The 23832-nt window shown below is 39.7% G+C and carries 18 protein-coding genes; 17 read left to right on the top strand and 1 reads right to left on the bottom strand.

What is annotated here, in order from left to right; all coding sequences use genetic code 11:
- Nucleotides 1-943: 943 nt before the first annotated feature.
- The 7 genes from ACRRSQ_RS07415 (at nucleotide 944) to ACRRSQ_RS07385 (ending at nucleotide 9787) form a co-directional block, all read left to right on the top strand.
- Complete coding sequence (locus ACRRSQ_RS07415; protein ID WP_440875077.1) at nucleotides 944-1879, top strand: hypothetical protein; 936 nt, start codon at nucleotides 944-946, stop codon at nucleotides 1877-1879.
- 534 nt (nucleotides 1880-2413) lie between these two features.
- Nucleotides 2414-4279 (top strand): TonB-dependent receptor plug domain-containing protein, encoded by a 1866-nt coding sequence (locus ACRRSQ_RS07410; RefSeq protein ID WP_440875076.1) that lies wholly within the window; start codon nucleotides 2414-2416, stop codon nucleotides 4277-4279.
- Between the two features lie 115 nt (nucleotides 4280-4394).
- Nucleotides 4395-5345 carry a ThuA domain-containing protein gene (locus ACRRSQ_RS07405; RefSeq protein ID WP_440875075.1) on the top strand — a complete coding sequence of 317 codons (951 nt, stop codon included), beginning with the start codon at nucleotides 4395-4397 and terminating at the stop codon, nucleotides 5343-5345.
- Between the two features lie 97 nt (nucleotides 5346-5442).
- Nucleotides 5443-6366 (top strand): family 16 glycosylhydrolase, encoded by a 924-nt coding sequence (locus ACRRSQ_RS07400; protein ID WP_440875074.1) that lies wholly within the window; start codon nucleotides 5443-5445, stop codon nucleotides 6364-6366.
- A 50-nt stretch (nucleotides 6367-6416) separates the two neighbouring features.
- The gene (locus tag ACRRSQ_RS07395) at nucleotides 6417-6605 is read left to right on the top strand and encodes a DUF2065 domain-containing protein (RefSeq protein WP_440875073.1); all 189 of its coding nucleotides are present in this window, start codon (nucleotides 6417-6419) and stop codon (nucleotides 6603-6605) included.
- Nucleotides 6606-6737: 132 nt separating this feature from the next.
- The gene (locus ACRRSQ_RS07390; protein ID WP_440875072.1) at nucleotides 6738-8036 is read left to right on the top strand and encodes an adenylosuccinate synthase; all 1299 of its coding nucleotides are present in this window, start codon (nucleotides 6738-6740) and stop codon (nucleotides 8034-8036) included.
- 509 nt (nucleotides 8037-8545) lie between these two features.
- The gene (locus ACRRSQ_RS07385; RefSeq protein ID WP_440875071.1) at nucleotides 8546-9787 is read left to right on the top strand and encodes a malic enzyme-like NAD(P)-binding protein; all 1242 of its coding nucleotides are present in this window, start codon (nucleotides 8546-8548) and stop codon (nucleotides 9785-9787) included.
- Between the two features lie 190 nt (nucleotides 9788-9977).
- On the opposite strand, the gene ubiK is transcribed toward ACRRSQ_RS07385, so the two are convergent.
- A complete protein-coding gene (gene ubiK / locus ACRRSQ_RS07380) occupies nucleotides 9978-10229 on the bottom strand; it encodes a ubiquinone biosynthesis accessory factor UbiK (protein WP_440875070.1) in 252 nt (83 codons plus the stop codon).
- 175 nt (nucleotides 10230-10404) lie between these two features.
- Here ubiK and rep point away from each other — a divergent pair, with 175 nt between their 5' ends.
- From rep to hemB, 10 genes are all read left to right on the top strand, one after another.
- A complete protein-coding gene (gene rep / locus ACRRSQ_RS07375) occupies nucleotides 10405-12429 on the top strand; it encodes a DNA helicase Rep (RefSeq protein WP_440875069.1) in 2025 nt (674 codons plus the stop codon).
- Between the two features lie 335 nt (nucleotides 12430-12764).
- Nucleotides 12765-15239 carry a TonB-dependent receptor plug domain-containing protein gene (locus tag ACRRSQ_RS07370; protein ID WP_440875068.1) on the top strand — a complete coding sequence of 825 codons (2475 nt, stop codon included), beginning with the start codon at nucleotides 12765-12767 and terminating at the stop codon, nucleotides 15237-15239.
- 189 nt (nucleotides 15240-15428) lie between these two features.
- The gene (locus ACRRSQ_RS07365; protein WP_440875067.1) at nucleotides 15429-18044 is read left to right on the top strand and encodes an EAL domain-containing protein; all 2616 of its coding nucleotides are present in this window, start codon (nucleotides 15429-15431) and stop codon (nucleotides 18042-18044) included.
- Nucleotides 18045-18287: 243 nt separating this feature from the next.
- Nucleotides 18288-18521, top strand: coding sequence for a Sec-independent protein translocase subunit TatA (gene tatA / locus ACRRSQ_RS07360; protein WP_440875066.1), 234 nt, complete (start codon nucleotides 18288-18290; stop codon nucleotides 18519-18521).
- A gap of 3 nt (nucleotides 18522-18524) precedes the next feature.
- The gene (gene tatB, locus ACRRSQ_RS07355; protein ID WP_440875065.1) at nucleotides 18525-18902 is read left to right on the top strand and encodes a Sec-independent protein translocase protein TatB; all 378 of its coding nucleotides are present in this window, start codon (nucleotides 18525-18527) and stop codon (nucleotides 18900-18902) included.
- A complete protein-coding gene (tatC, locus tag ACRRSQ_RS07350) occupies nucleotides 18902-19660 on the top strand; it encodes a twin-arginine translocase subunit TatC (protein WP_440875064.1) in 759 nt (252 codons plus the stop codon). Before tatB ends, tatC begins: the two co-directional genes overlap by 1 nt.
- Nucleotides 19657-20148, top strand: a complete 492-nt coding sequence (locus tag ACRRSQ_RS07345) for a hypothetical protein (RefSeq protein WP_440875063.1) — start codon at nucleotides 19657-19659, stop codon at nucleotides 20146-20148. The genes tatC and ACRRSQ_RS07345 overlap by 4 nt, the downstream gene beginning before the upstream one ends.
- Before the next feature lie 11 nt (nucleotides 20149-20159).
- Complete coding sequence (locus ACRRSQ_RS07340; protein ID WP_440875062.1) at nucleotides 20160-20954, top strand: TatD family hydrolase; 795 nt, start codon at nucleotides 20160-20162, stop codon at nucleotides 20952-20954.
- Nucleotides 20947-22809 carry a sensor domain-containing diguanylate cyclase gene (locus ACRRSQ_RS07335; RefSeq protein ID WP_440875061.1) on the top strand — a complete coding sequence of 621 codons (1863 nt, stop codon included), beginning with the start codon at nucleotides 20947-20949 and terminating at the stop codon, nucleotides 22807-22809. Before ACRRSQ_RS07340 ends, ACRRSQ_RS07335 begins: the two co-directional genes overlap by 8 nt.
- A gap of 3 nt (nucleotides 22810-22812) precedes the next feature.
- Nucleotides 22813-23826 carry a porphobilinogen synthase gene (gene hemB, locus ACRRSQ_RS07330; protein ID WP_440875060.1) on the top strand — a complete coding sequence of 338 codons (1014 nt, stop codon included), beginning with the start codon at nucleotides 22813-22815 and terminating at the stop codon, nucleotides 23824-23826.
- The last annotated feature ends 6 nt before the right edge of the window (nucleotides 23827-23832 follow it).

Below are 23832 nucleotides of genomic sequence, written 5' to 3'. Positions count from 1 at the left end.
GTAGCTGCCTATTTTTATAATTTTAACGGGTAATTATTTATTATTCGTATCTACTGCATTATTCATTAATAAAATACGTTGTTTATTGATAATAGTTAACAATCTACCATGTGGGATATTTATTTAGTAGTGTTTTATGAAGTCACTCGTTGGTAAATATCCTTCAAAGGTTGCCGTAAATCCGTTGGTAAATTAAAACCGGCAACTCACTTTACCGTTAATATTGATGATGTGCTTTAGAGGCCAAAATTTTGTTGAATTGATGATCGTATAGCGTTATCGCTAACCTGCTTTGCAAAAATTGAGCGGCAAACTCAACAGTTAGAAAATCGAATATTTGACCATAATGTGCTTAGCGCTTGACCGCTTTAGAGACCAATTTGCGACTACTTTTTAACAAAGGTTTTTCAGTAATAAGGTCGAGATTTTATTAATTTAACTAGAGGAAGGTGCTAGGCGATTATCTATCCTAATCAATAGCTTTATGCGGATCTATTGGTGAAAAATAGCTACTGAGTTATCTTCAAAGGGCAACGCTTGAACAGTCGACTGAGCCAAATCAACATAATAATAACTGCGCAGCTAATCATAAAAATTTTAGATTATTTTCTGTTTAACGCCTCCTTAGCTGTGAAAATAGAAACCAAGTGCAGTTATCGTCTGGGCAATTTTGTCTTAAATAACTCGCACCTTCAAAAGCTAGATTATCAAAAAATCAGTAAACCCATCATCGAGTAAATCACACACAAAAAGTTGAAATAATCTATATTTAAATATCTACATTTGGATGTGAACCAAATAGGGTTTTTAAGGTTGAGTAAACTAAAGATATCCACAAGCACTATTTTAAATTAAAAAACTTAATGGGTAACACATCAAGCATGGGTCGAAAACAAAGTGCAATGGTTGTTAAATAAAATAGTTAACAGGCAGGTATAACAAAATGTGCAACAAATTTTATCACACAAAGCTAAAACTAGTATTGTTAGCCAGCTTATTGCTGCTATCCGTTTTCAAACAAGTTATTGCGCAAACGACCGGCTGGAACTTTAACAACTACCGTATTGCCATTAGTGCCGACGGCAACAACCAAGCCGACGATAAACACAAGTGGCCAAAAGCTGATCCTGACGACTGGGGCGGAACTCCCGTTGCATTAGCAATGATTGCAAAACTTAAGGCTCAAAATAATGTAGTCCACTTTTCTTATAATAATTTTATTGATGCCCCTCCCCATACGACTGCCGTGAATGAAATGGCCGATGGGGTTAATGGTGCAATATCACGGTGGCATTATAACCCTAAGCTATTTTTTGATGTCAGTAACAATGCCAATAAAGCGCTTGAACATTTAGTTCAACAAATTGTAATTTCAACAAAAGATAACCCGCTTTATTTTGTTCATATGGGGCCTGCTGAATTTTTTTATCGAGCCATTGAGCGGGTACTGAAGCTCGATAAGGCTGACAGTCTTAACTATGTTTTTGTACTGTCGCATAGCGGTTATAACGACAATCATTTGCGCAGAGGCGATGCTAAGTTTGATAAATTTCCCGTTGCTGCAGCTCAGAAACACCACACGATAAAAGAAGCTATCACGCTAAGTGGTGATCGTCTTAACTACAAGCTAATTCAAGATCAAAACGCAAAATGGGATGCCAATAAACTTTGGAATTCAGAGCATGACTGGTCTGTTTGGCAATGGATGGTAAAACATCCGGATCCTAGCGTAAGATGGTTACACGAACGACTAAAACGACACACTAAAGGCATTGCTGACTGCTCTGATGCTGGCTTGGTATTTTACTTATTAACTGGCGACGACAATGGCAGCCCGTCTAAACTTCAATCATTCATTGGCTCTGGTATTATTAACTAACGAATAAGGTGTTTTTGTTAATGAGTTAAATCAATTGATTGGGGAGCTTTTTCGCTATTTTTATTTTCGGGGAATAAAAATAGCTCTTATTTCCGAATACTACAATCACGCCACCTGTATTGCTTCTGCAAACTTTTTAGGGTTAACGATAATGCCTAACTGACGCCTATCTGGCGTCGTTACTTCTGCAGTTACAATCATATTTAAAAGCTTTTATTTATTTATAAATCCATGTTAGTCTTTGGCGAAATGTTTTACTTTGTGCATTAAAAGTGACTTTGTGTATGGTTGTAAGAAAGCTGTTATACGCTTTAATGCTACCTCTACAAGGCGTGTTGATTGATAGTAGTGAACGACTAAGCGGCATTCCTGCAATTCAAACTTCCTTTATATTACCGCTTTTGTGTTTTGTTCTTTTTTGTGTATACGGATACCGAGCGCACAACAAATATAACGTTTAATGATCAACCAAATAATAAACCAAGGCAGGTGGCAACTGGTCTTGGTTTTCTGATATAGACCTAAGGTGTATCTATGCAACCTCGAAAATTAAATACGACGCTAACTGCAATTGCATTACTCATCAGTGGTAGCGTATTGGCAAATGACAATCAATCTGCTGCGATTGAAACGATCAGTGTTTACGGTCAACTCAACCCTATTGAAAAAAGTACCTTGCCAAGTACCGTGTTTATTCTGAATAACGAAGATATTGCTCGTATTGTTGGCAACACAGCTCTTGATTTACTTGCGCAAGTCCCAGGTATTAACATTAAAAAATCTGGCAATATTCAAGACATTTCATTACGTGGTGCAGAATCTAATTTTGTCATTATTCAAATTGACGGGGTGCAAGTGAATAACCCTTTGGATGAGCGTGGTGGTAGTTTTGATTTAGCCTCGCTAAGTAAAGATCTCATTTCTCGGGTTGAAGTTATTAAAGGGACACAATCTGCTATATATGGCTCAGACGCACTGGCAGGTGTGATTAACTTTATTACTGTTGATAAAGAACTAAAAGGCGTGAAAACATCGTTAGGTCTAATGGCTGATGGCCAAAAATCAGCCACGGTTAAAGCTGGATTTGATTCATGGGGCCTAGCCCTAAGTGGTATAGATACTGATGAGCAATCTAATGGCGACAGTCAAACTCTAGCTGAGTTGTCGTTATATGGTGACTTTAATTTCACTAAAACTAGCAATACACAATTGAATTGGCGCTTTGCTGACTACAAGCAGTATGCTTTTCCAGACCAAAGTGGTGGGGCAGAATTTGCACAAGATGAAACTAAAGAAAAAAATAAAGGGCAAACATCTAGCGCAAGTATTCGCCATCAAATAAGCATTAATGATGCTTATCAAACTGCGCTGCATTTAGAGCATTATCACGCTCAAGATAATTTAACATCACCGGGTATTTCGCCTTATTTTATGGCGCCTCCTGCATACACATCAAATGATTATACTCTGAACAAATTTCGTTGGTTAAATTCACTTTCCATAAACAATATTTCTGCAAATGCTGGTCTTGACTATAAACATGAAGACGGACAAACCTCAGGTTATTTAACCATGTTTGGCCAGGACATTCCGACTGACTTTGAACTTACTCGAAAAAACTGGGCGGGCTTTATTGATACACGGATCGACTTGGCAAAAGCGAGTATGTTTTTAGGTGTGCGACTAGATAAGCCGGAAGATCATGATAACCAAACAACGTGGAAATTCGGCATAAACTATCCAGTTAGCGACAACATTCGACTTTTTACTAACGCAGGGGAGTCATTTAAGCTTCCGAGTTTATATGCATTAGGCAATAACATGATCGGCAATGCTGAATTGGTTGCCGAAACCGCTAAAAGTGCCGACATAGGCATTGAGTGGACGACAGAACGCACAAATATTAATTTTTCATTATTTGATTACCGTTATAAAAATTTAATCGATTTTGACGGAGAATTATTTTCTTTAGTTAACCGTTCATCTGTAGAAACCCAAGGGGCTGAGTTGGTCCTCGTTAACCATTTAACCAGCGATAGTGTTTTACAATTTAACGTCACCTACGCTGATATTGAAGCAGGTGAAGGAGAGTTGTTAACTGGACGTCCTAAATGGCAAGGTGGGGCGAATCTAAACTGGCAATGGACAGAGCAGTTATCAACTTATATTTCGGCAAATTACGTGGGCGAGTCAACGGCTACAAGCTTACATACGGGCAACTTTAGTGCCGAACTTTTACCGTCATACAGTAAATACGATGTTAGTGGCCGTTGGGTTGCTAATCAGCATTTGTCGGTTGATTTATTTCTAACCAACGCATTAGATAAACAATACTATTATTCAGTTGGCTTTGGCGGACCCGAGCGAGGCGCGGGTATTAAAATAAATTGGTTACTTTAATAAACGATTGCTAATTCATCGTGCGTTAAGCCCATTGAATAAGGTTTAACGCACTAGGTCATCGAATTCACTCTCGCTCATAAGCCACTAACTGTTATTATGGATATTAATTAAAATGATAAAAATATTTTCCGTTTTATTCACTTTATTGACCTTAGTTGCATGTCAACACACAGCGACAGCTCCATTAAAGCAAGCGAAAAAAATCAATGCGTTAATTATCGATGGTCAAAATAATCATCAAGTTTGGCCATTAGCAACACAGTTAATGAAAACACAACTTGAGTCGACAGGGCTGTTTAATGTTGAGATTTATCGAACGCAATATACTTGGCATGGTGAAGAGCATCTAAAAACACATTTTTTAGATGACGGGAAAACCTATCAAGTGGTTTCTAAAGCAAAAACAGATCCTGATTTTTCACCGCAATTTTCAAATTATGATGTTGTGATTTCTAATTTTGGTTGGCAAGCCGCCAGTTGGCCTAAAGCCACACAGCGAGCATTTGAAACCTATATGCGTGACGGCGGCGGTTTAGTGACCATTCATGCAGCCGATAACTCTTTCCCTTTATGGCCCGCATACAATGAAATGATTGGCTTAGGTGGCTGGGGCGGACGTAATGAAAAAAATGGCCCTTACGTGTATTTTGATGACAATGGCAAACGAATCGATGACCACAGTAAAGGCGGTGCTGGTGGACATGGTAAGCAACATCAATTTACTATCAAATCACGCATGCCGTCACACCCGGTAATGAAGGGCTTACCAGCAGAATGGTTACACGGTAAAGATGAACTTTATAACCGATTACGTGGTCCTGCAAAAAATATGACGGTGCTTGCTACGGCCTTTGATGATCCAAAATACAATGGCAAAGGACGACATGAGCCGGTATTAATGACAATCAATTATCATCAGGGCAGAATTTTTCATTCAACTCTAGGTCACGGCAAAGCCGCATTAGAAAGTCAAAGCTTTATAACTACATTTACTCGGGGTACTCAATGGGCTGCAACCGGTGAAGTAACACTTAGCGCATCGAAGAATATTAACAACAACTAATTACCGGCTAACTATGCCTTGAACTCACTAAGCCTTGAACTGAACATGGTGAAATTGTTTGCGCTAGTGTCTGCAGTTTTATACGAATAAGGAAAGTATGAATTATAAATGTGCAATTTTGCTTACAAGCACGCTAGTGGTGGCATGTAAATCACCTATTAATAACTCAACTGAACAAAACGATTGGCTTCAGGTCGAATTGCCGACTTCTCTTCAAGAAAGAGGTGCTTGGCAATTAATAGAAGATAATAGCGATAGTTTTTCATATACAGGTAAAACGGCTGAATTTTATCGTAAATGGCATGATAAGCACCTTCGTGGTTGGTTAGGTCCTGGGGCAACTTACTTTAGCGCTGAGCATAGCGATGTTGTCGAGGGCAAGTTGGTCTTGTCGGCGTCACCTGTACCCGCCGATAAGCAAGGTAAAGTTAAAGATTATGGTAAATTAAAGTCGTCGAAAAAAGTATTTACGGGCTTTGTGACAGGTAAGAAAGCCATACAATACCCAGTATTTATTGAAGCGAAACTAAAAATTTCTCATTTAGCATTAGCTAATAATTTTTGGATGCTAAGCGACGATGATAGAAATGAAATAGATATTACTGAAACTTATGGCAATACCAAAAAGTTAGCCAGTCAGATGTCATCGAACTATCATATCTTCAAGCGAGACCCTGTTACCAATAATATGTTAGGTGATTATGGTCATGTACAAAATCATCATCAAACCGAAAACAAAGACATATTCAACCAAAGTTATCATCGCTTTGGTGTTTATTGGCATTCACCAACGTATATGGAATTTTACTTAGACGGTAAACAAGTACGCATACTCTCTAAAGAAGACGACCTCAACGACCTTGAAGGCTTATTTTTTGATAGAGCTATGCGGGTCATTTTTGATATGGAAGATCATGTCTGGCGTGCCGCAAAGGGGCTAACACCCGCTAAAGCTGAGCTTAATAATGCAAGCATGAACAAAATGTACATCGACTGGATTAGAGCTTATAAACCTATTTAATGTTATAACAATACCACCATAAAGCTTGTTCCTATTATTTGGTAACTATTATGTCGTTAGATACATTTCTTATTGCCATTGCATTGGCATTTATTCTTGAAGGGCTTATTCCCGCTTTATTTCCAAATAAATGGCAAGCTTATGTGACCAAGCTTTCTCAAGAGCCCATTAGCTCGATTCGGTCAATTGGAATAACGGTCGTTTTACTTGGTAGTTTGTTGTTGTGGTTTGTTTCTTAACGAAATAATTTTACTAAGATCAAAATCCCCTAGCTTATATACATTATTGTCTTAAAAAACGACAATATTTACTTGGACAAGATACGCATATTTGGTAGAATCCCCGCCTAATTTTTTTACGAAATTGAAAACATGGGCAAAAACGTAGTTGTTCTAGGAACCCAATGGGGTGACGAAGGTAAAGGTAAGATTGTTGACTTACTAACCGATAAAGCTAAGTACGTAGTACGTTATCAAGGCGGCCACAATGCCGGTCATACTTTGGTAATTGACGGTGAAAAAACCGTTCTTCATTTAATTCCATCTGGCGTTTTACGTGACAACGTTAAATGTTTAATAGGTAATGGCGTAGTTTTATGTCCAAAAGCCTTGATGACAGAAATTGCGATGTTAGAAGATAAAGGCGTACCAGTACGCGAGCGCTTACTTATTAGTGACGCTTGTCCATTAATTCTTCCATATCATAATGCTTTAGATGCAGCTCGTGAAAAAGCGCGTGGCAGCAAAGCTATCGGTACAACTGGTCGTGGTATTGGTCCAGCATATGAAGATAAAGTTGCTCGTCGCGGTTTACGTGTCGGTGACTTGGTTAATGCGGAAACGTTTGCGACTAAGCTAAAAGAAATCGTTGAATACCATAACTTCGCGTTAACTAACTACTATAAAGTAGAAGCCGTTAACTACGAAGAAGTATTAGCTGACGCTTTAGCTGTTCGCGATATTATCGTTGGCATGATCGCTGACATTCCTGAATTACTTGACCAAGCGCGTATTGCTGGTGAGCGTATCATGTTTGAAGGTGCTCAAGGCACGTTACTTGATATTGACCACGGTACATACCCTTACGTGACTTCTTCAAATACTACCGCTGGTGGTGTTTCTACAGGTTGTGGTTTTGGTCCATGTAACATTGATTACGTGTTAGGTATTACTAAAGCCTATACTACACGTGTTGGTTCAGGTCCTTTCCCGACAGAGCTTGACGATGAAATTGGTCATCACTTAGGCACAGTTGGTCATGAATTTGGCGCAACTACGGGTCGTGAACGTCGTTGTGGTTGGTTTGATGCCGTTGCTATGCACCGTGCAACACAAGTGAACAGCGTAACAGGTTTTTGTTTAACTAAGTTAGACGTATTAGATGGCTTGAAAGAGCTAAAAATCTGTACTGGCTACCAAACTAAATCTGGTGAAATCATCACAGTACCGCCAACAGCTGCGGAAGGTTATGAAGAAATCACGCCAGTATATGAAACCATGCCTGGTTGGGATGAAAACACCGTAGGTGCGACATCGATTGATCAATTACCTGCTAATGCTAAAGCTTATATTAAGCGCATTGAAGAAGTGACGGGTGTACCAATTGATATCGTGTCAACAGGTCCTGATCGCAATGAAACAGTTATTCTGGTGAATCCATTCTCAGAATAAATTTTTCAATATGAAGAAACCAGCCAAATGGCTGGTTTTTTTATGCCTACTATTTCTTAAACACTTCCTCTGGATCTCAATTTAATTAAGCTAGCTCGCCTTTTCCTGCGCACTAATTAATCGACCAAAACCTTAAGCTATTAAATAATATAAATCCTGTATGTCGCAGTAAAATGTTACTAACGTGACGACATTTCCCTAATTCACTATGTTTGTGGCGATAACTTGGTTTTAGGCGGCTTAATGTCTTTATCTGCTTTTTAAGTGGTATTTATATAAGAATACTTATGCGAAATAGTAAATATTGTTTTAATTAATATGATATTGAAATGCTCAAGGTGTAGATTAATTATAGCTTGTAGCATTTTTTTATATATAAATGGGGTTGTATTAGGTTACCGCAATGAAATACCATATAAGCTATAAAAATAATGAAAATAAACATAGCTTATCTGTGCACTCACTACACAGCATAATTAAACCAAAATTAATCGCACTAGGAAAACATCATGACAGATCTTCGCCAACAGGCTCTTGACTATCACGCGCTACCAACACCAGGTAAAATTAGCGTTGAAATTACCACCGCAGCTGAAACTAGCCAAGATTTGTCACTCGCCTATAGTCCGGGTGTTGCAGAGCCTTGTCGTGAAATCGCCGCAAATCCGGAAGATGTTTATAAATATACCGGTAAAGGTAATACGGTTGCGGTAATTTCAAATGGTACTGCAGTACTTGGTTTAGGTAATCTAGGGCCAATGGCTTCAAAGCCGGTGATGGAAGGCAAAGCGTTATTGTTTAAACGATTTGCTGGCATTAACTCGTTTGACATTGAAGTAAAGCATCAAACTACAGAAGATTTTATCAGCACCGTTGCAAATATTGCCGATAGCTTTGGCGGCATCAATTTAGAAGACATTAAAGCGCCTGAATGTTTTGTTATCGAAAAAGCGCTGATTGAACGTTGTAAAATCCCCGTATTTCATGATGACCAACACGGTACGGCAATTGTTACTGCCGCAGGCATGTTAAATGCGTTAGATATTCAAGGTAAAAATATCAAGCACGCTAATATTGTCTGCATGGGTGCTGGGGCTGCGGCCATTGCCTGTATGGAGCTATTGATTAAATGTGGTGCACAGCGTGAAAAGATTTACATGCTCGACACAAAAGGCGTAGTGCATACTCGTCGCGATGATTTAAATGAATACAAAAAGTTATTTGCCAATAATACTGATAAACGCACGCTTGAAGATGCGATTGACGGTGCTGATGTTTTTGTTGGCGTTTCAGGACCTAACTTATTATCTGCCGAACATTTAAAACTAATGGCGCCAAACCCAGTAGTTTTTGCTTGTTCAAACCCAGATCCAGAAATTAAACCTGAAATAGCATTAGCAGCACGAGACGATGTTATTATTGCCACTGGCCGTTCAGATTATCCGAACCAAGTGAACAACGTTTTGTGTTTCCCGTTTATTTTCCGCGGTGCATTGGATGTACGCGCACGTACCATTAATGATGAAATGAAAGTTGCAGCGGTACATGCTATTCGAGAACTAGCCAAAGAAGAAGTACCTGCTGAAGTCTTAACCGCTTCAGGCGATAAATCGTTAGTCTTTGGCAAAGACTATATTATTCCTAAACCTATGGATACTCGCTTGTGTGCGCGTGTCGCAAAAGCGGTTGCCCAAGCAGCTGTTGATTCGGGCGTTGCAGCGCTAGAACTGCCAGAAAGTTATATGGCGTAGAAGCTATAAGTGGAAAGCGGCAAGCGGTAAGTGAGAAGCTGTAAGTAACAAACGGCAAGCGGCAAGTGGAAAGCTAGAAGCTGCAAGTAACGAGCTGTAAGTTAATAGCAGTAAGCAAAATCAAAAGCCGATATTATCATGATAATATCGGCTTTTTTTGAACTTAATGTTAGCGCTTAGTTATTGCGGTTTATTCGCCACTCATTTTTGCTTCGAGCTCAGCAATTTTAGCTTCAAGTGCGCTAAGTTTTTCACGGGTTTTAATAAGTACTTGTGTTTGTACGTCGAACTCTTCACGTGACACAACATCAAGTTGTGATAATTTGCGTTGCAATACCGTTTTGGTTTTATCTTCAAAATCATTGGCCAAGTTTTTTAAACCTGGAGGAATTGACTCGGTAACTTGCTTTGCTATTTCTTCAATCTTCTTTGCGTTGATCATTTTTAAAACCGTTAAAGTAATAAGTCCCTATATTGTAATCAATTCTGGGTTAGATGGTAGAAAAAACCGTTTCAAGATGTTCTTTGCCCGCAAAAAAGCGCAATCGCAAATCGATTAATGCCGTTATTTGGTATAAGATCGCGCCACTTTATCATCAGCACTTTTTATCGACGTAATGAAATTAAACCCAGGACAAAATGAAGCAGTAAAATATGTCAGCGGCCCATGCTTAGTGTTAGCAGGTGCAGGTAGTGGTAAAACTGGGGTTATTTGTCAAAAAATTACGTACTTGATCCAAAAGTGTGACTACAAAGCACGCAATATTGCCGCGGTAACTTTTACCAATAAAGCCGCTCGTGAAATGAAAGAGCGTGTTACTAAAATGTTGGGCAAAGATCAAAGTCGCGGCTTAACCGTATCAACCTTCCATTCACTTGGTTTAGATATTATCCGTAAAGAGATTAAAACCTTAGGTTATAAACCCGGTTTTACGCTTTTTGATGACCAAGACACTTTAGCTTTATTAAAAGAACTCACTATCGATGAACTCGACGGCGATAAAGACTTACTGAGTAAGTTACAAATGATGATTTCAAATTGGAAGAATGATTTGTTACTACCAGAACAAGCTATTAAACAAGCCGGTGATGCTGACAGTGCTGAATACGCTGAGTTTTATCAACGTTATCAAAAACACATGAAGGCCTACAATGCGCTCGATTTTGATGACCTTATTTTAATACCGACACTGTTATTTCGAAATTTTACTGAAGTACGTAACCGTTGGCAGCAAAAAATCCGTTATATGCTCGTTGATGAATATCAAGATACCAATGCTAGCCAATATGAGTTAGTAAAATATTTAACGGGTGAGCGTGGTCGATTAACTGTGGTAGGCGACGACGACCAATCGATTTATTCGTGGCGTGGTGCTAAACCACAAAACCTAGTGTTACTTGGTCAAGACTTTCCTAATTTAAAGCTGATTAAGCTTGAGCAAAACTACCGCTCTAGCGGCCGTATTTTAAAATGTGCCAATATTCTTATTGCTAACAACCCTCATGTCTACGATAAAGCACTTTTTAGTGAGCTTGCTTATGGTGTTGAGTTAAGGGTCGTACAGGCTAAAAATGAAGAGCATGAAGTAGAGCGTGTCGTTGGTGAACTGATTGGTCATCGCTTCTTAAGCAAAAGTCATTATAAAGATTATGCGATTTTATATCGCGGCAACCACCAATCGCGTTTATTAGAAAAAGCGCTGATGACCAACCGTATTCCCTATAAAATAAGTGGCGGAACGTCTTTTTTCTCTCGTTCAGAAATTAAAGATGTGATGGCTTATTTGCGCGTACTAGTGAACCCTGATGATGACAATGCTTTTTTGCGTATTGTTAATGTCCCGCGCAGAGAAATTGGTCCGGCAACATTAGAAAAACTGGGCAGTTACGCTAATATTCGTCAAAACAGTATGTTCGCTGCTAGTTTTGAACTGGGTTTAGAGCAACATCTTACCGGCCGGGGCTTAGCTCATGTACAAGGGTTTACCCGCTGGCTAGTTGAAACCGCTGATAATGCTGAGCGTGGTGATACCGCTGCGGTTCTGCGTAGCATGATCCGTGAAATCAACTATGAAGATTGGTTATACGACACTTCACCTAGTGCCAAAGCGGCAGAAATGCGCATGAAGAACGTCACCGAGCTATTTAGTTGGGTCACACAAATGCTTGAAGGCAGTGATGACGAAGATCCGATGACTTTACCTGAAGTTGTTACGCGTTTGACCTTACGCGATATGATGGAACGTAATGAAGAAGAAGAGTTTGCAGATCAAGTGCAATTGATGACCTTGCATGCGTCAAAAGGATTAGAGTTCCCTTATGTTTTCTTAATCGGTATGGAAGAAGGGTTATTACCACACCAAACCAGTATTGACGAAGGTAATGTCGAAGAAGAGCGCAGACTTGCATATGTAGGTATAACACGTGCTCAACGTGAACTTATTTTTACCTATGCGCGTGAGCGCCGCCAGTTTGGTGAAATTGCGCGAACAGAAGCGAGTCGCTTTTTACATGAATTACCACAAGATGATTTAAACTGGGAATTAGGGCAAGTGAAAAAAACACCTGAAAAGCAGCAAGAATCTGCAAAAGTTGGTGTTGCTGGTTTACGTGCCATGCTTGATGCAAAAAAGAAAACCTAAACCTATCTTAACTTCCGCTTAACCAAATTCAGGGTAAATGAACCGAAAACGGTATTTACCCTGCCGCGCTTTTGCTCTTAATAAAGAAATATTTCATCAAGACTTTTATATTTTCCCACTTTTTAGCTAAAGCGCTTTCTTATGCGTTTCGCCAAAAATAAGAAATACTACATTCTGTAACAAGTTGGTGCTCAATTGAGCGCTGGATACATTTAGTAACTCCTCGGTAACGCAATTCGATCAAAACTCTCACAAATTGGAACGAACTCGCTGTTTTTAATGATGCAACATGACAGCAACCAGGTTAATCACCAATAAAAATAGAGAGAGAAGTCATGAAAAACAGAACAATTATTAGCCGTGCTGTAAAGCGAGCGCTAATTGTGGGTGTTGCTGCGTCATCAGCACTAACATTCCAAACTTTGGCACAAGATGGTCAAGAAAGTTCAATAGAACGCATCGAAGTTACCGGATCGCGTATTAACAGAACCGATATGGAAACAGCGAGTCCTGTAACTGTGATTTCTGATGATTTTATCGTTAAAAACGGTTATCAATCAGTTGAAGAAATCTTATCGGCTCAACCTTCTGCAGCAGGCATGAGCTTAGGCGCAAGCTCAAACAACGGCTCAGGTGGTTCTGCGACAGTTAACCTTCGTGGTATGGGCTCACAACGTACTTTAGTATTGTTAAATGGCCGCCGTATGGTGGCATCAGGTATTGGTGCTGACTCTTCAGTTGATTTAAATACCATTCCTGTGGCGATGATCAAATCAATCGAAATTTTAAAAGATGGCGCTTCAGCGGTTTATGGCTCTGACGCTATTGCGGGTGTTGTAAATATCATCACTAAAAAAGACTTTGAAGGCACAGAATTAACTGCTGATGCGAGCATTACTGGCAAGTATGACGGTGAAACAGGCGGCTTTAGCTTGTTACACGGTACTGAAGTTGCCGGTGGTAACTTAGTTGTTGGTTTGCAGTATTCAAACCGTGGTGAAGTTATTCAGTCTGATCGTGATTTTGTACCACCAGGAAGTTCTTCTTACGTACCGGGCGGCAGTTTAGGTGGCAAGGTTAAAGATGAAGAAGGTAACTGGGTTGAGCGCGAAGAAGGCTACGATTACACCACATCAAGCTACGCACAAACGCCAAATGAATTAACTAGCTTGTTTTCAAGCTACACCAAAGAATTCAACAATGATATCGAATTCAGCGCTGATTTAATGTACACCCATCGTGATTCACAGCAGCAAATGGCACCACAGCCAGCATCTATCATGTTAGATACGTCAATGATTGATGATGAGCATTTAAACCATGAAGACTTCTACGGTGAAGATGGTGAATTAGTTGAAGAATTGGAATACCGTCGTCGTATGACAGATGCAGGTCCTCGTATCTATCAACAACAAACAGATACTTACCGTGCATCGATTGGCTTAAAAGGCTATTTAGAAAATGATGACAGCTGGGACATTTCTGCAACTTACGGCCGTAACGACTCTAAAGACAGCATTGCCAACTCTGTACATGCCGGCAACATGGAAAAAAGCATTTACGCTAACCAAGGTGCATGGTTTAGCGGCGATGAATTAAGTCGTGACTTCTTAACCGATGAAGAAATTTTATATACTGAGCAAAATGAAGGTGGTAACGAACAGTTCATCTTAGCTGCTGGTTACAGTGGTTTAACTGAAAGTGATATCGGTTATGCGTTTGGTTTTGAGCACAGATATGACAGTGGTTTCTACACGCCGGATCAAATTATTCAAGACGGTGAAAGCACGGCAGCACAACAAGATCCAACTGAAGGTAGCTACTCAGTAAACTCACTTTACGGTGAAGTTTCTGTGCCAGTGACTGACCAGTTCAGTGTTGAAGGTGCGGCCCGTTACGATGACTATTCAACGTTTGGTGGCGCGGCAACTTGGAAATTAGGTGCTACTTACGAATTTACTGACAGCTTTATGATCCGTGCCGTAGCAGCAACGGGTTTTAGAGCGCCAAACGTAAGTGAACTTTACGGTGGTAACACAGGTTCTTTCGATTACCTAGAAGACCCATGGGGAAATGAAGAAGATCCACAAATCCTAGTAAACTACACCAGTGATGAAAACTTAAAACCAGAAGAAAGTGAGTCTGTTACCTTTGGTATGGTTTGGGAAATTGCTGATGGAATTTCTACAACAATTGATTACTGGAGCTTTGATGTAACTAACGCGATTAGCCGTGTTGACGTGCAAAGCGAAATGAACAAGTGTTTCTTAGGTGACCAAATGGCGTGTGAGACAATTAACATCACACCTGAAGGTGACTTGTCAAACATGACTGCTGCGTTAACTAACATTGGTAGCCAAGATACTGCAGGTATCGACTGGAACCTTTCTATGGTTTTCGATTCTACTCGTGTCATGATCGATACCACTTACTTAACTAAGTTTGAGCAAGACGGTGTTGATTACACAGGTTCTATCGACGGCATGATGGGTGGTTACTCGCAGTTAAAATCTAATATTTCAATTTTCCATGATATTTCTGATGATACTAGCATCCAATACAATGGTCAGTTCATTCAAGGTATGCACGGTAACTACTACGGTGAAGCTTACAGAACCAATGATGTGATTTATCACAATATTTCTGCAACGCACTTCATCAATGATGCGTGGCGTGTAAACGGTGGTATTAAGAACTTATTAGACACCGAGCCAGAAGTTGTACCAGACGGTAACGACATGAACACTGTGCCAAGTATTTACGACGTAATCGGTCGTACTTTCTTCATCAGCACAACCTACAACTTTTAATTAGCAATTAATTAACTTGTTGAATAAACTCCAAAGATGGTGATAACGCTGTCTTTGGAGTTTTATTGTACAAAGGAGTAACGTTTTTAACAAAAAGCGAGCAAAAAGGTCATAATTTGCTAGCCAATTATTTTTATTTTGATAGACTAATCGCACAAAAATAATACTACTTTGAAGTGGAACCCCTTGATGGAGCCAAGGACATTAGACGATACTGTAGCGATTAAGCAAATCCCAAAGCTAAAATCATTATTAAAACGTTATCGTCAAGTTAAAACAATGCAGACTGGGTTACTAAACTTGTCAGAGCTGGCAAGCACGGTAACGCAAATGGCAGAGTTTTATTCCGCGCTCGAAGCCGTGATCAGTAGCCAACTCGTTACTGACAATTTTCATGTTATTTTACTCAACAATGACGGTCACTTAGCCTCCGCTTATTGCCACAACCCGAAAGAAAAGCGAATTTTCGATTTTTTTGATAAAAATCACTGGCAGCAAAGTTTAACCGAAATGGTGTTTACGCAAGGCGAGGTTTTGCATTGCAATGCTCAGCAACGTTTAGCTTACATCAAAAGTGGTGAAATTCTTCCCTATGACACCCCATGCCAAGATTGGTTAGGTGTACCTTTGGTTCGTGCTCGTCAAGTGATTGGCGTTATTGCGGTGCAAAGCTATGACGACAAAATGCAGTTTGACGACAAAGACAGCCAGCTTTTACAGTTCATGGCGACGCATTTAGTCACCGCAATTGATCGCATTCGTAGCCGTGAATTGCTTGAGCAAAACATTTTGCAACGTACGCAAAAGCTCACCGAAACAAATCAGAAACTGCAAAGTGAAATTGCTGAGCGCCAAAAAGCTGAAAAACTGCATACTACGCTATTAAGCATTGCCCAAATAACGGCGTCAGAGCAGAGCTTGTCTAATTTGTTTGTTGCCCTTCACCAAGAACTACAAAAGAATTTGCAAGCTGATAATTTTTATATCTGTTTATTAAATAGTGAAAATGGCCAGTTAGAGTTCCCTTATTACGTTGATAACAAATCACCCAAAGCGCGACCACGCTCTGTTGGTAATGGTTTAACGGAAATGGTGATTAAAAAAGCCAAACCAGTGCTAATTTCTCAAGGCACAATGCACAGTGTGGAACATAATCGTACGGTTACGGAAAAATTAGGTAAGTATGATCTGCACGGCACCATGCCTAAAGCATGGTTGGCTGCACCATTGCTAGAGCAAGGCAGTGTGTTTGGCGTGCTTGTTATTCAAGATTACCAAGACCCCGACGCTTACGCTTCGGTTGATTTACAGCTTATTCAGTTTGTTTCTCAAAATATCGCCATTGCGATTAATCGCGTTCGAGCGCAAGAAAAAATTCAACAAAGTAATGAGCAATTAGAAATTTTAGTCAATGAGCGTACGCAAGCACTGCAAACCACGAATATGAAGTTACGTATGCAAATTGAAGAGCGCCGGAAAGCTGAAGAACAGTTATATTTTGAAGCTCATCATGATGCGTTAACGCAGTTGCCAAATCGGGCCATGTTTTCAGACAGGTTGAGCTATGCACTTCGCCATTTAAAACGTCATCCAAAACATAAATATGCCGTGCTATTTATCGACCTTGATCGTTTTAAAATGATCAACGATACCTTAGGGCATCATGCTGGCGATTTGTTTTTAATTGAAATCGCGAAACGTTTACGAAAATGCGTGCGTGACAACGATATTCTTGCCCGCCTAGGTGGTGATGAATTTGTTATCTTACTTGATTCAGTGCAATGTCATGATGATGTTGAAGAAGTTGCTTCTCGTATTATTGAGTCAGTTGCACAACCTTTTGACTTAGAAGGGCATACTTTATATTCAAACGCGAGTATTGGTATTGCGTTGTGTAGCCAACAATACTCAGATGCCAACGAACTACTGCGTGACGCAGATGCCGCGATGTACCAAGCAAAAAGCTTAGGACGTGGTCGCTATGTATTTTTTGACGAGAGCATGCGTGACCAGCTTATTGCTAGCATGACGCTTGAGCAAGAACTTAGAGTTGCTATTAAAGAAAGACAATTTGAACTGCATTATCAAAAAATATCAGATTTAGAACATACCACCACGATAGGCTTTGAAGGCTTATTACGTTGGAATCATCCTTCTCGAGGCATTCTTACGCCAAGCGAGTTCTTATTCATGGCGGAAGAAACCGGTATGATTTTGGAAATCGAAAACTGGGTGGTTGAATCTGTCGCTAAACAGCTTGTTTACTGGCGAACTGTGCCTGAATATAAAAATGCCTTTATCGGTATTAACTTGTCGGGTCGTCACTTAACGCAATCTAACCAATTAACTAAATTGATCAGTTTATTTAAGCATCACAAAATTGAACCACAGCGACTCATTCTAGAGTTTAATGAATCAGCCTTTACGCAGCACGGTGAACTTGCATTAAAAGGTTTGCGAAAGCTGAAAGAATTTGGCGTTAAATTAGCGCTTGATGACTACGGTGCCGGCATATCTTCGTTTAACTTTTTACACAATTACCCATTTGAGTTTATTAAACTTGATCGCAGTTTTATTAAATCACTGGCGACTGACAGTAAAAACATTACCTTAGTTAAAGTGCTTAATGAGCTTGGTGCTAAGTTTGGTTATCGACTCGTTGCAGAAGGTATTGAAACGGAAGAAACCTTAGCGCAATTAAAAGGTGTCGGTTGTGAATTTGGTCAAGGCTATTATATTAGTCGCCCGTGTAAAATCTTGTGTGAGCAAAAACCTAAACCTCGATTGATCACCGCTATTGGATAGGTTTTCCTAGCAAAACCTAGCTCAACATTCTGTTCTTTGTTTGATTTTTATCCTGTTTTTAAAATTCCACAGAATAAACTTTGTTCTACTTCATAGAATTGTTAATGAAGGGGTGCTTTTTATATTGAAAACTCTATAATGACCTCAATGCTATTAAGGGTTGTTTAACTAATACAAAGTTTTAGCGTTAAACTATTGTAGCCTTATAGCCTAATGAAATAATGAGAAATATAGGAGTTTTCAATGGGTGGTATAAGTATTTGGCAGCTATTAATTATAGCGGTAATTGTTATCTTATTGTTTGGTACTAAGAAACTACGTAATTTAGGTGGTGATTTAGGCTCAGCTGTTAAAGGCTTCAAAGGCGCCCTTAGTGAAGAAGATGATAAACCTAAAGCTGAAAAAACTGACGAAGCAATAGCAAACAAAACTGCTGCTGAAGAAAAAACGTCTGTTAAAGAAAAAGATCAGGCATAAATTATGTTTGATATTGGCTTTTGGGAGCTAATAGTTATAGCGGTTATGGGCTTGCTAGTGCTTGGTCCAGAGCGTTTGCCTGTTGCCATTAGAACAGTAAAAGGCTGGATTAGTGGTGTGCGAAAGTTTAGTGACACTGTTAAAACTGAACTTAGTGAAGAATTACGCATTCATGAAATGCACGCTAACTTAAAAAAAGCCGAAGAAAGTGGCATGAAAAATTTGTCACCTGAAGTTGAAGAGTCGCTGAAATCTTTAAAAGAGGCGGCTGAAATGGTTACTCGTCCTTACGAAACCAAAAAACCACAGCACAGCAATGATGTAACGGTACCAGCAGAACTTTCTTCCAGCGCGCCCTCTGAACAAGAAACTAAAAAGTAATGACAGCCGAAGTAAAAACAACCTACACCCTTTTTGATCACTTACTTGAACTGCGCACCCGTTTGCTGCATGCCGTTGTTGGTGTATTGGTTGTGTTCTGTTGTTTGATCTATTTTGCACAAGATATCTATCAATACATGGCTCAGCCATTGTTAGCTACTATGCCAGCGGGTACGCAAATGATCGCAACAGACGTTGCCTCACCTTTTTTTGCCCCCTTTAAATTAACGATAGTTTTATCTGCTTTTATTGCGATGCCGTATATCTTGTATCAGGTATGGGCATTTGTCGCCCCCGGTTTATACAAAAATGAAAAACGTTTAATTGCGCCATTAATGTTTGGTAGCACGATACTTTTTTATAGTGGCATTGCATTCGCGTACTTTATTGTTTTTCCTGTTGTCTTTGCGTTTTTTAATTCAGTTGCCCCTGAAGGGGTGACCATTGCGACTGATATTAGTAGCTATTTAGATTTTATCTTAAAGCTGTTCTTTGCTTTTGGCGCTGCGTTTGAAATACCCGTTGTTATTATTTTATTGTGTTGGACTGGGGTGACAGACCCAGACAGCTTACGCACCAAACGACCTTATGTTATTGTGTGTGCGTTTATCATCGGCATGTTGTTAACGCCTCCTGATATTATTTCTCAAACAATGTTAGCGATCCCTATGTTGCTGCTGTTTGAGTTAGGGGTGTTTATTGCTTCTTTTTATCATAAACCTGATGAAGATATTGCAGAAGAGGAACAACAGTCGTGAAACTAGCATTTTTAATTCTATGTAGCGCTTTAGTTGCGCCAGTGATGGCAAGTTCACTTAGTAGCCAATTATCGGCCTGTGTCAAAATTAGTGATGGAAAAGAAAGGCTTGCCTGTTTTGACCAAGCAATGGCGACGACAAAAACAGTAGCTGCGATACCTGAGAAAAAAGCAACGCCACCAGTTAATGTTGCCGCGGAGCCAGCAGAAACAAAGCCATTAACTAAAGCTGAAAATTTTGGCCAAGAGCACAAGCAAGTGAGCCAAGGCTTAGATCAGCTTGAATTAACCATCGCTTCAATAAAGAAAAACTCTTACGGCCAATATCGTTTGGTGTCAGAAAATAATCAGGTTTGGCAGCAAAAAGACAGCAGCCACTTGAAACTGCGTGTTGGTGATAAAGTGATTATCAAGCGTGGCGCTTTAAGCTCGTTTTATCTGAAAAAGCCAGAATCGAATCGTTCGATTAAAGTTAAACGTATCAAATAGCGAATAAACGTTTGATTGATATCGGGGTTAATCTTACCAATACTCGATTTGATAAAGATCGTGCCCTTGTGATTGAAAGAGCACAAGAAGCTAACGTTGTCGCAATGTTAGTAACGGGTACTAACGTTTCTGAAAGTATCAAGGCTCATCAACTGTGTTTGCAGTACCCTAATTATCTATACAGTACCGCGGGGGTACATCCTCACGATGCCGACAATGTCAGTGATGACTACCTCGATGAACTACGCCGTTTGGCACAATTTCAGCAAGTTAAAGCGATAGGAGAGTGCGGCTTAGACTTTAACCGTAACTTCTCTAAACCTGAACAACAACTTAAAGTATTTGCCGAGCAAATAGCGCTGGCAAGTGAACTCGAACTGCCGCTATTTTTGCATCAACGAGATGCTTTTGAACCTTGGATGGAACTTCTTCAGCCCTTTATCAATAAAGTGCCCGCGATGGTTTCTCATTGCTTTACTGGCTCTTTATCTGAAGTTAAACAGTGTTTAGATGCTGGTATGTATATTGGCATAACTGGCTGGTTGTGCGATCCCAAAAGAGGGCAAGCATTACGTGATTTGGTCAGCTATATCCCGTTGGACAGGTTGATGATTGAAACTGACGCACCTTATTTAACACCCAAAAATATTCGACCAAAACCAAAAAGTAGTCGAAATGAACCCAGTTATTTATGCCATATTGTTAATAGGTTATCTGAATTAACTGGCTATACTGAACAAGAACTAATTAAAAATAGTGTCGCGAATACGCGCTTGGTTTTCAGTTTGGAATGTGTGAATGACTAGGTTTGTACAACAGTTGGTAGTTATCTTATTGGCACTCGTATCTTGTTTTGCGGTTGCTGATGATCATTATGCTGTTTCGACATCCTTACTTTCACAAGATATTCAAGATTACCGTTTCCTTGCTGATGAAAACTTAAAACAGTTAAGCGACGAAGAAATTATAAATTTACCGCGCTCTTCTTGGGCAATACAAAGTTATGATGGTGAAACCGCGCGTTTAAGTCGAGGAAAAAACTGGCTGCACTTTAGTATTGATAATCAGCAACCAATAGCGCAAACCGTCTATTTGTCAGTTAAGAAAAATCGTTATTTAACTGAGCACCGCCTATTGCAACATACTGGACAAGTGAATCAGTTTTTACCTTTTTCTCGAGATGAAAATAACCGTCTAGTTAAAAAGCTCTATTTACCTGCCAACAGTTCATCTGATATTTATTTATATTTTTCTACGCCAATAGAGCTTTATTTACCGATTGAATTAATGAGTGAACAAGCTTATATCAGTAAAAATAATGAACTTGCTTATTTAAAAGGTGCGGCGATTGGCGGTTATGTTTTTTTGACCGCAAGCTTCTTATTGTTATTTATTGCCAGTACGCGTAAAAGTGTGCTGTATTTGTCTGGATACTTTTGTATTCGAACGCTAATGCTGATGGTGTTGTTAGGTAAAGCTGGTTGGTGGGTGCTTGCCGAATATCCTTGGGTTGAAGCGTTAAAAATTCCGGTATTAACCTCACTATCGATTTTGTTCCTGTTATGGTTTTGCGTTGAGCTCTTTGCCTTAAATAAAAAATTTCCTGCCCTTGCTAAACAAGTAAAATTAACCAGCGTTGTTTTAATTGTTTATATTCCTGTGGGTGCCTTTTTTGACGAAACAACCAACTTTGTTGTTAGCCTATTACTGCATAACTTTACCACCTTACTGCTAGTGGTAACGGGCTGGCAGTTGATGAAAAAAGCGGTGCCGCTTGCCTTAATTTTTACCGTTATTATGGCGGTGCAATTTATCGTCGGAATATTTATTGATGTCGCTATTATCTGGCAAAGCTTACAATTGTTTAATAACAGTGAGCTATTTTTTAGTGTCTCGTTTTGGCTTAACGGTTTACTGTTTATTTTCTTGGTGAGTCGTTTAATGTATTTACAAGTTAAAGCCAGGCAAAAAGCGCAAATAGAAGCACTTAACAGCGCGATGGAAACCAAACAAGCGCAAGAAGAGCTTTTGCAGTTGCAGCAAGAGACGCAAGAGCAATTAGAAGATCGCGTGCAAGAACGTACTCTTGAGCTAAATATTGCCTTTCAAGAGTTAGAAAATTTAAATAAAGAACTGGCGCAAAAAAGTACCACAGATGATTTAACTGGCTTATATAATCGTCGCCATTATGATCAAAAAATTCTTGCTGAATTTAGGCGCAGTCACCGAAATTTAACACCATTATCTTTAGTGCTTATTGATATCGACCATTTCAAACAAGTCAACGATACCTATGGCCATATTGCGGGTGATGAATGCTTAGTCTGGATAGCGAATCGCATGAAAGCCTGCTTAAGGCGAAGTGCTGATTTAAGTTTTCGATACGGCGGTGAAGAGTTTTGTTTTATTTTACCTGAAACAGACGTAGATGGTGCTCGTTCTCTTGCCGAAGAATTGTGTCGACGAGTTCGTAAAGAAGCTGTTCAACATCAAGGAAAAGAAATTCAATTAACGGTAAGTTGTGGCATTACAACCTATCAGCAACAAGACAACATTGAACTGCAAGATTTGTTTTATTGTGCAGATAAAGCATTATATCGCGCAAAAGAATTAGGTCGCGATCAAGTTCAAATTGAAAATTTAATTAGTTCTCAGGAGTAACCCATGAATAACGCTTTTGGCCAGTATCCAGCACGTCGCATGCGCCGTATGCGCGCGGATGATTTTTCTAGACGCTTAATGGCCGAAAATCAGTTAACGGTGAATGATCTTATTTACCCTGTATTTGTACTAGAAGGTGAAAATCAACGTGAAAAGATTGATTCTATGCCTGGCGTTGAACGTAAAAGCATCGATTTACTGCTAGAAGAAGCACAAGAGTTGGTGGATTTAGGTATTCCTGCGCTCGCCATTTTTCCAGTAACGCCTCTTGATAAAAAGACCCTAATGGCGGAAGAAGCATATAACCCAGCAGGATTAGCTCAGCGCACTGTTAAAGCGCTAAAAGCCAAATTTCCTCAGCTTGGTGTTATTACCGATGTTGCATTAGATCCGTTTACTACTCATGGCCAAGACGGCATTATTGACGACGACGGTTATGTTTTAAATGAAGTTACTAAAGATATTTTAGTTAAACAGGCATTGTCTCACGCCGAAGCAGGTGCCGATATTGTTGCGCCATCAGATATGATGGACGGCCGTATAGGTGCAATTCGTGAAGCGTTAGAAGAGCACGGCTATGTTAATACGCGAATTTTATCGTACGCAGCAAAATATGCATCGAACTATTACGGACCATTTCGTGATGCAGTTGGTTCAGCAGGCAACATTAAAGGCGGCAATAAATTCTCATATCAAATGGATCCAGCTAATAGCGATGAAGCGTTACATGAAGTTGCCCAGGACATTGCCGAAGGCGCAGATATGGTGATGGTGAAACCAGGTATGCCCTATTTAGATATCGTTCGCCGCGTTAAAGATAATTTTAAAGTGCCAACGTATGCGTACCAAGTCAGTGGTGAGTACGCAATGCACATGGCCGCAATTCAAAATGGTTGGTTAGCTGAAAAGCCCTGTGTGATGGAAGGATTATTAGCGTTTAAGCGCGCAGGTGCTGATGGCATATTAACTTATTTTGCCAAACAAGTAGGCTACTGGTTAAAAGAAGACAGCCAATAACTTTAC

It is taken from the genome of Thalassotalea sp. PLHSN55 (genome assembly GCF_052030545.1).
Lineage (GTDB): Bacteria > Pseudomonadota > Gammaproteobacteria > Enterobacterales > Alteromonadaceae > CANMXU01.
The sequence above is the reverse complement of the archived record's forward strand: the minus strand, read 5'-3'. Positions and strand labels throughout refer to the sequence as shown.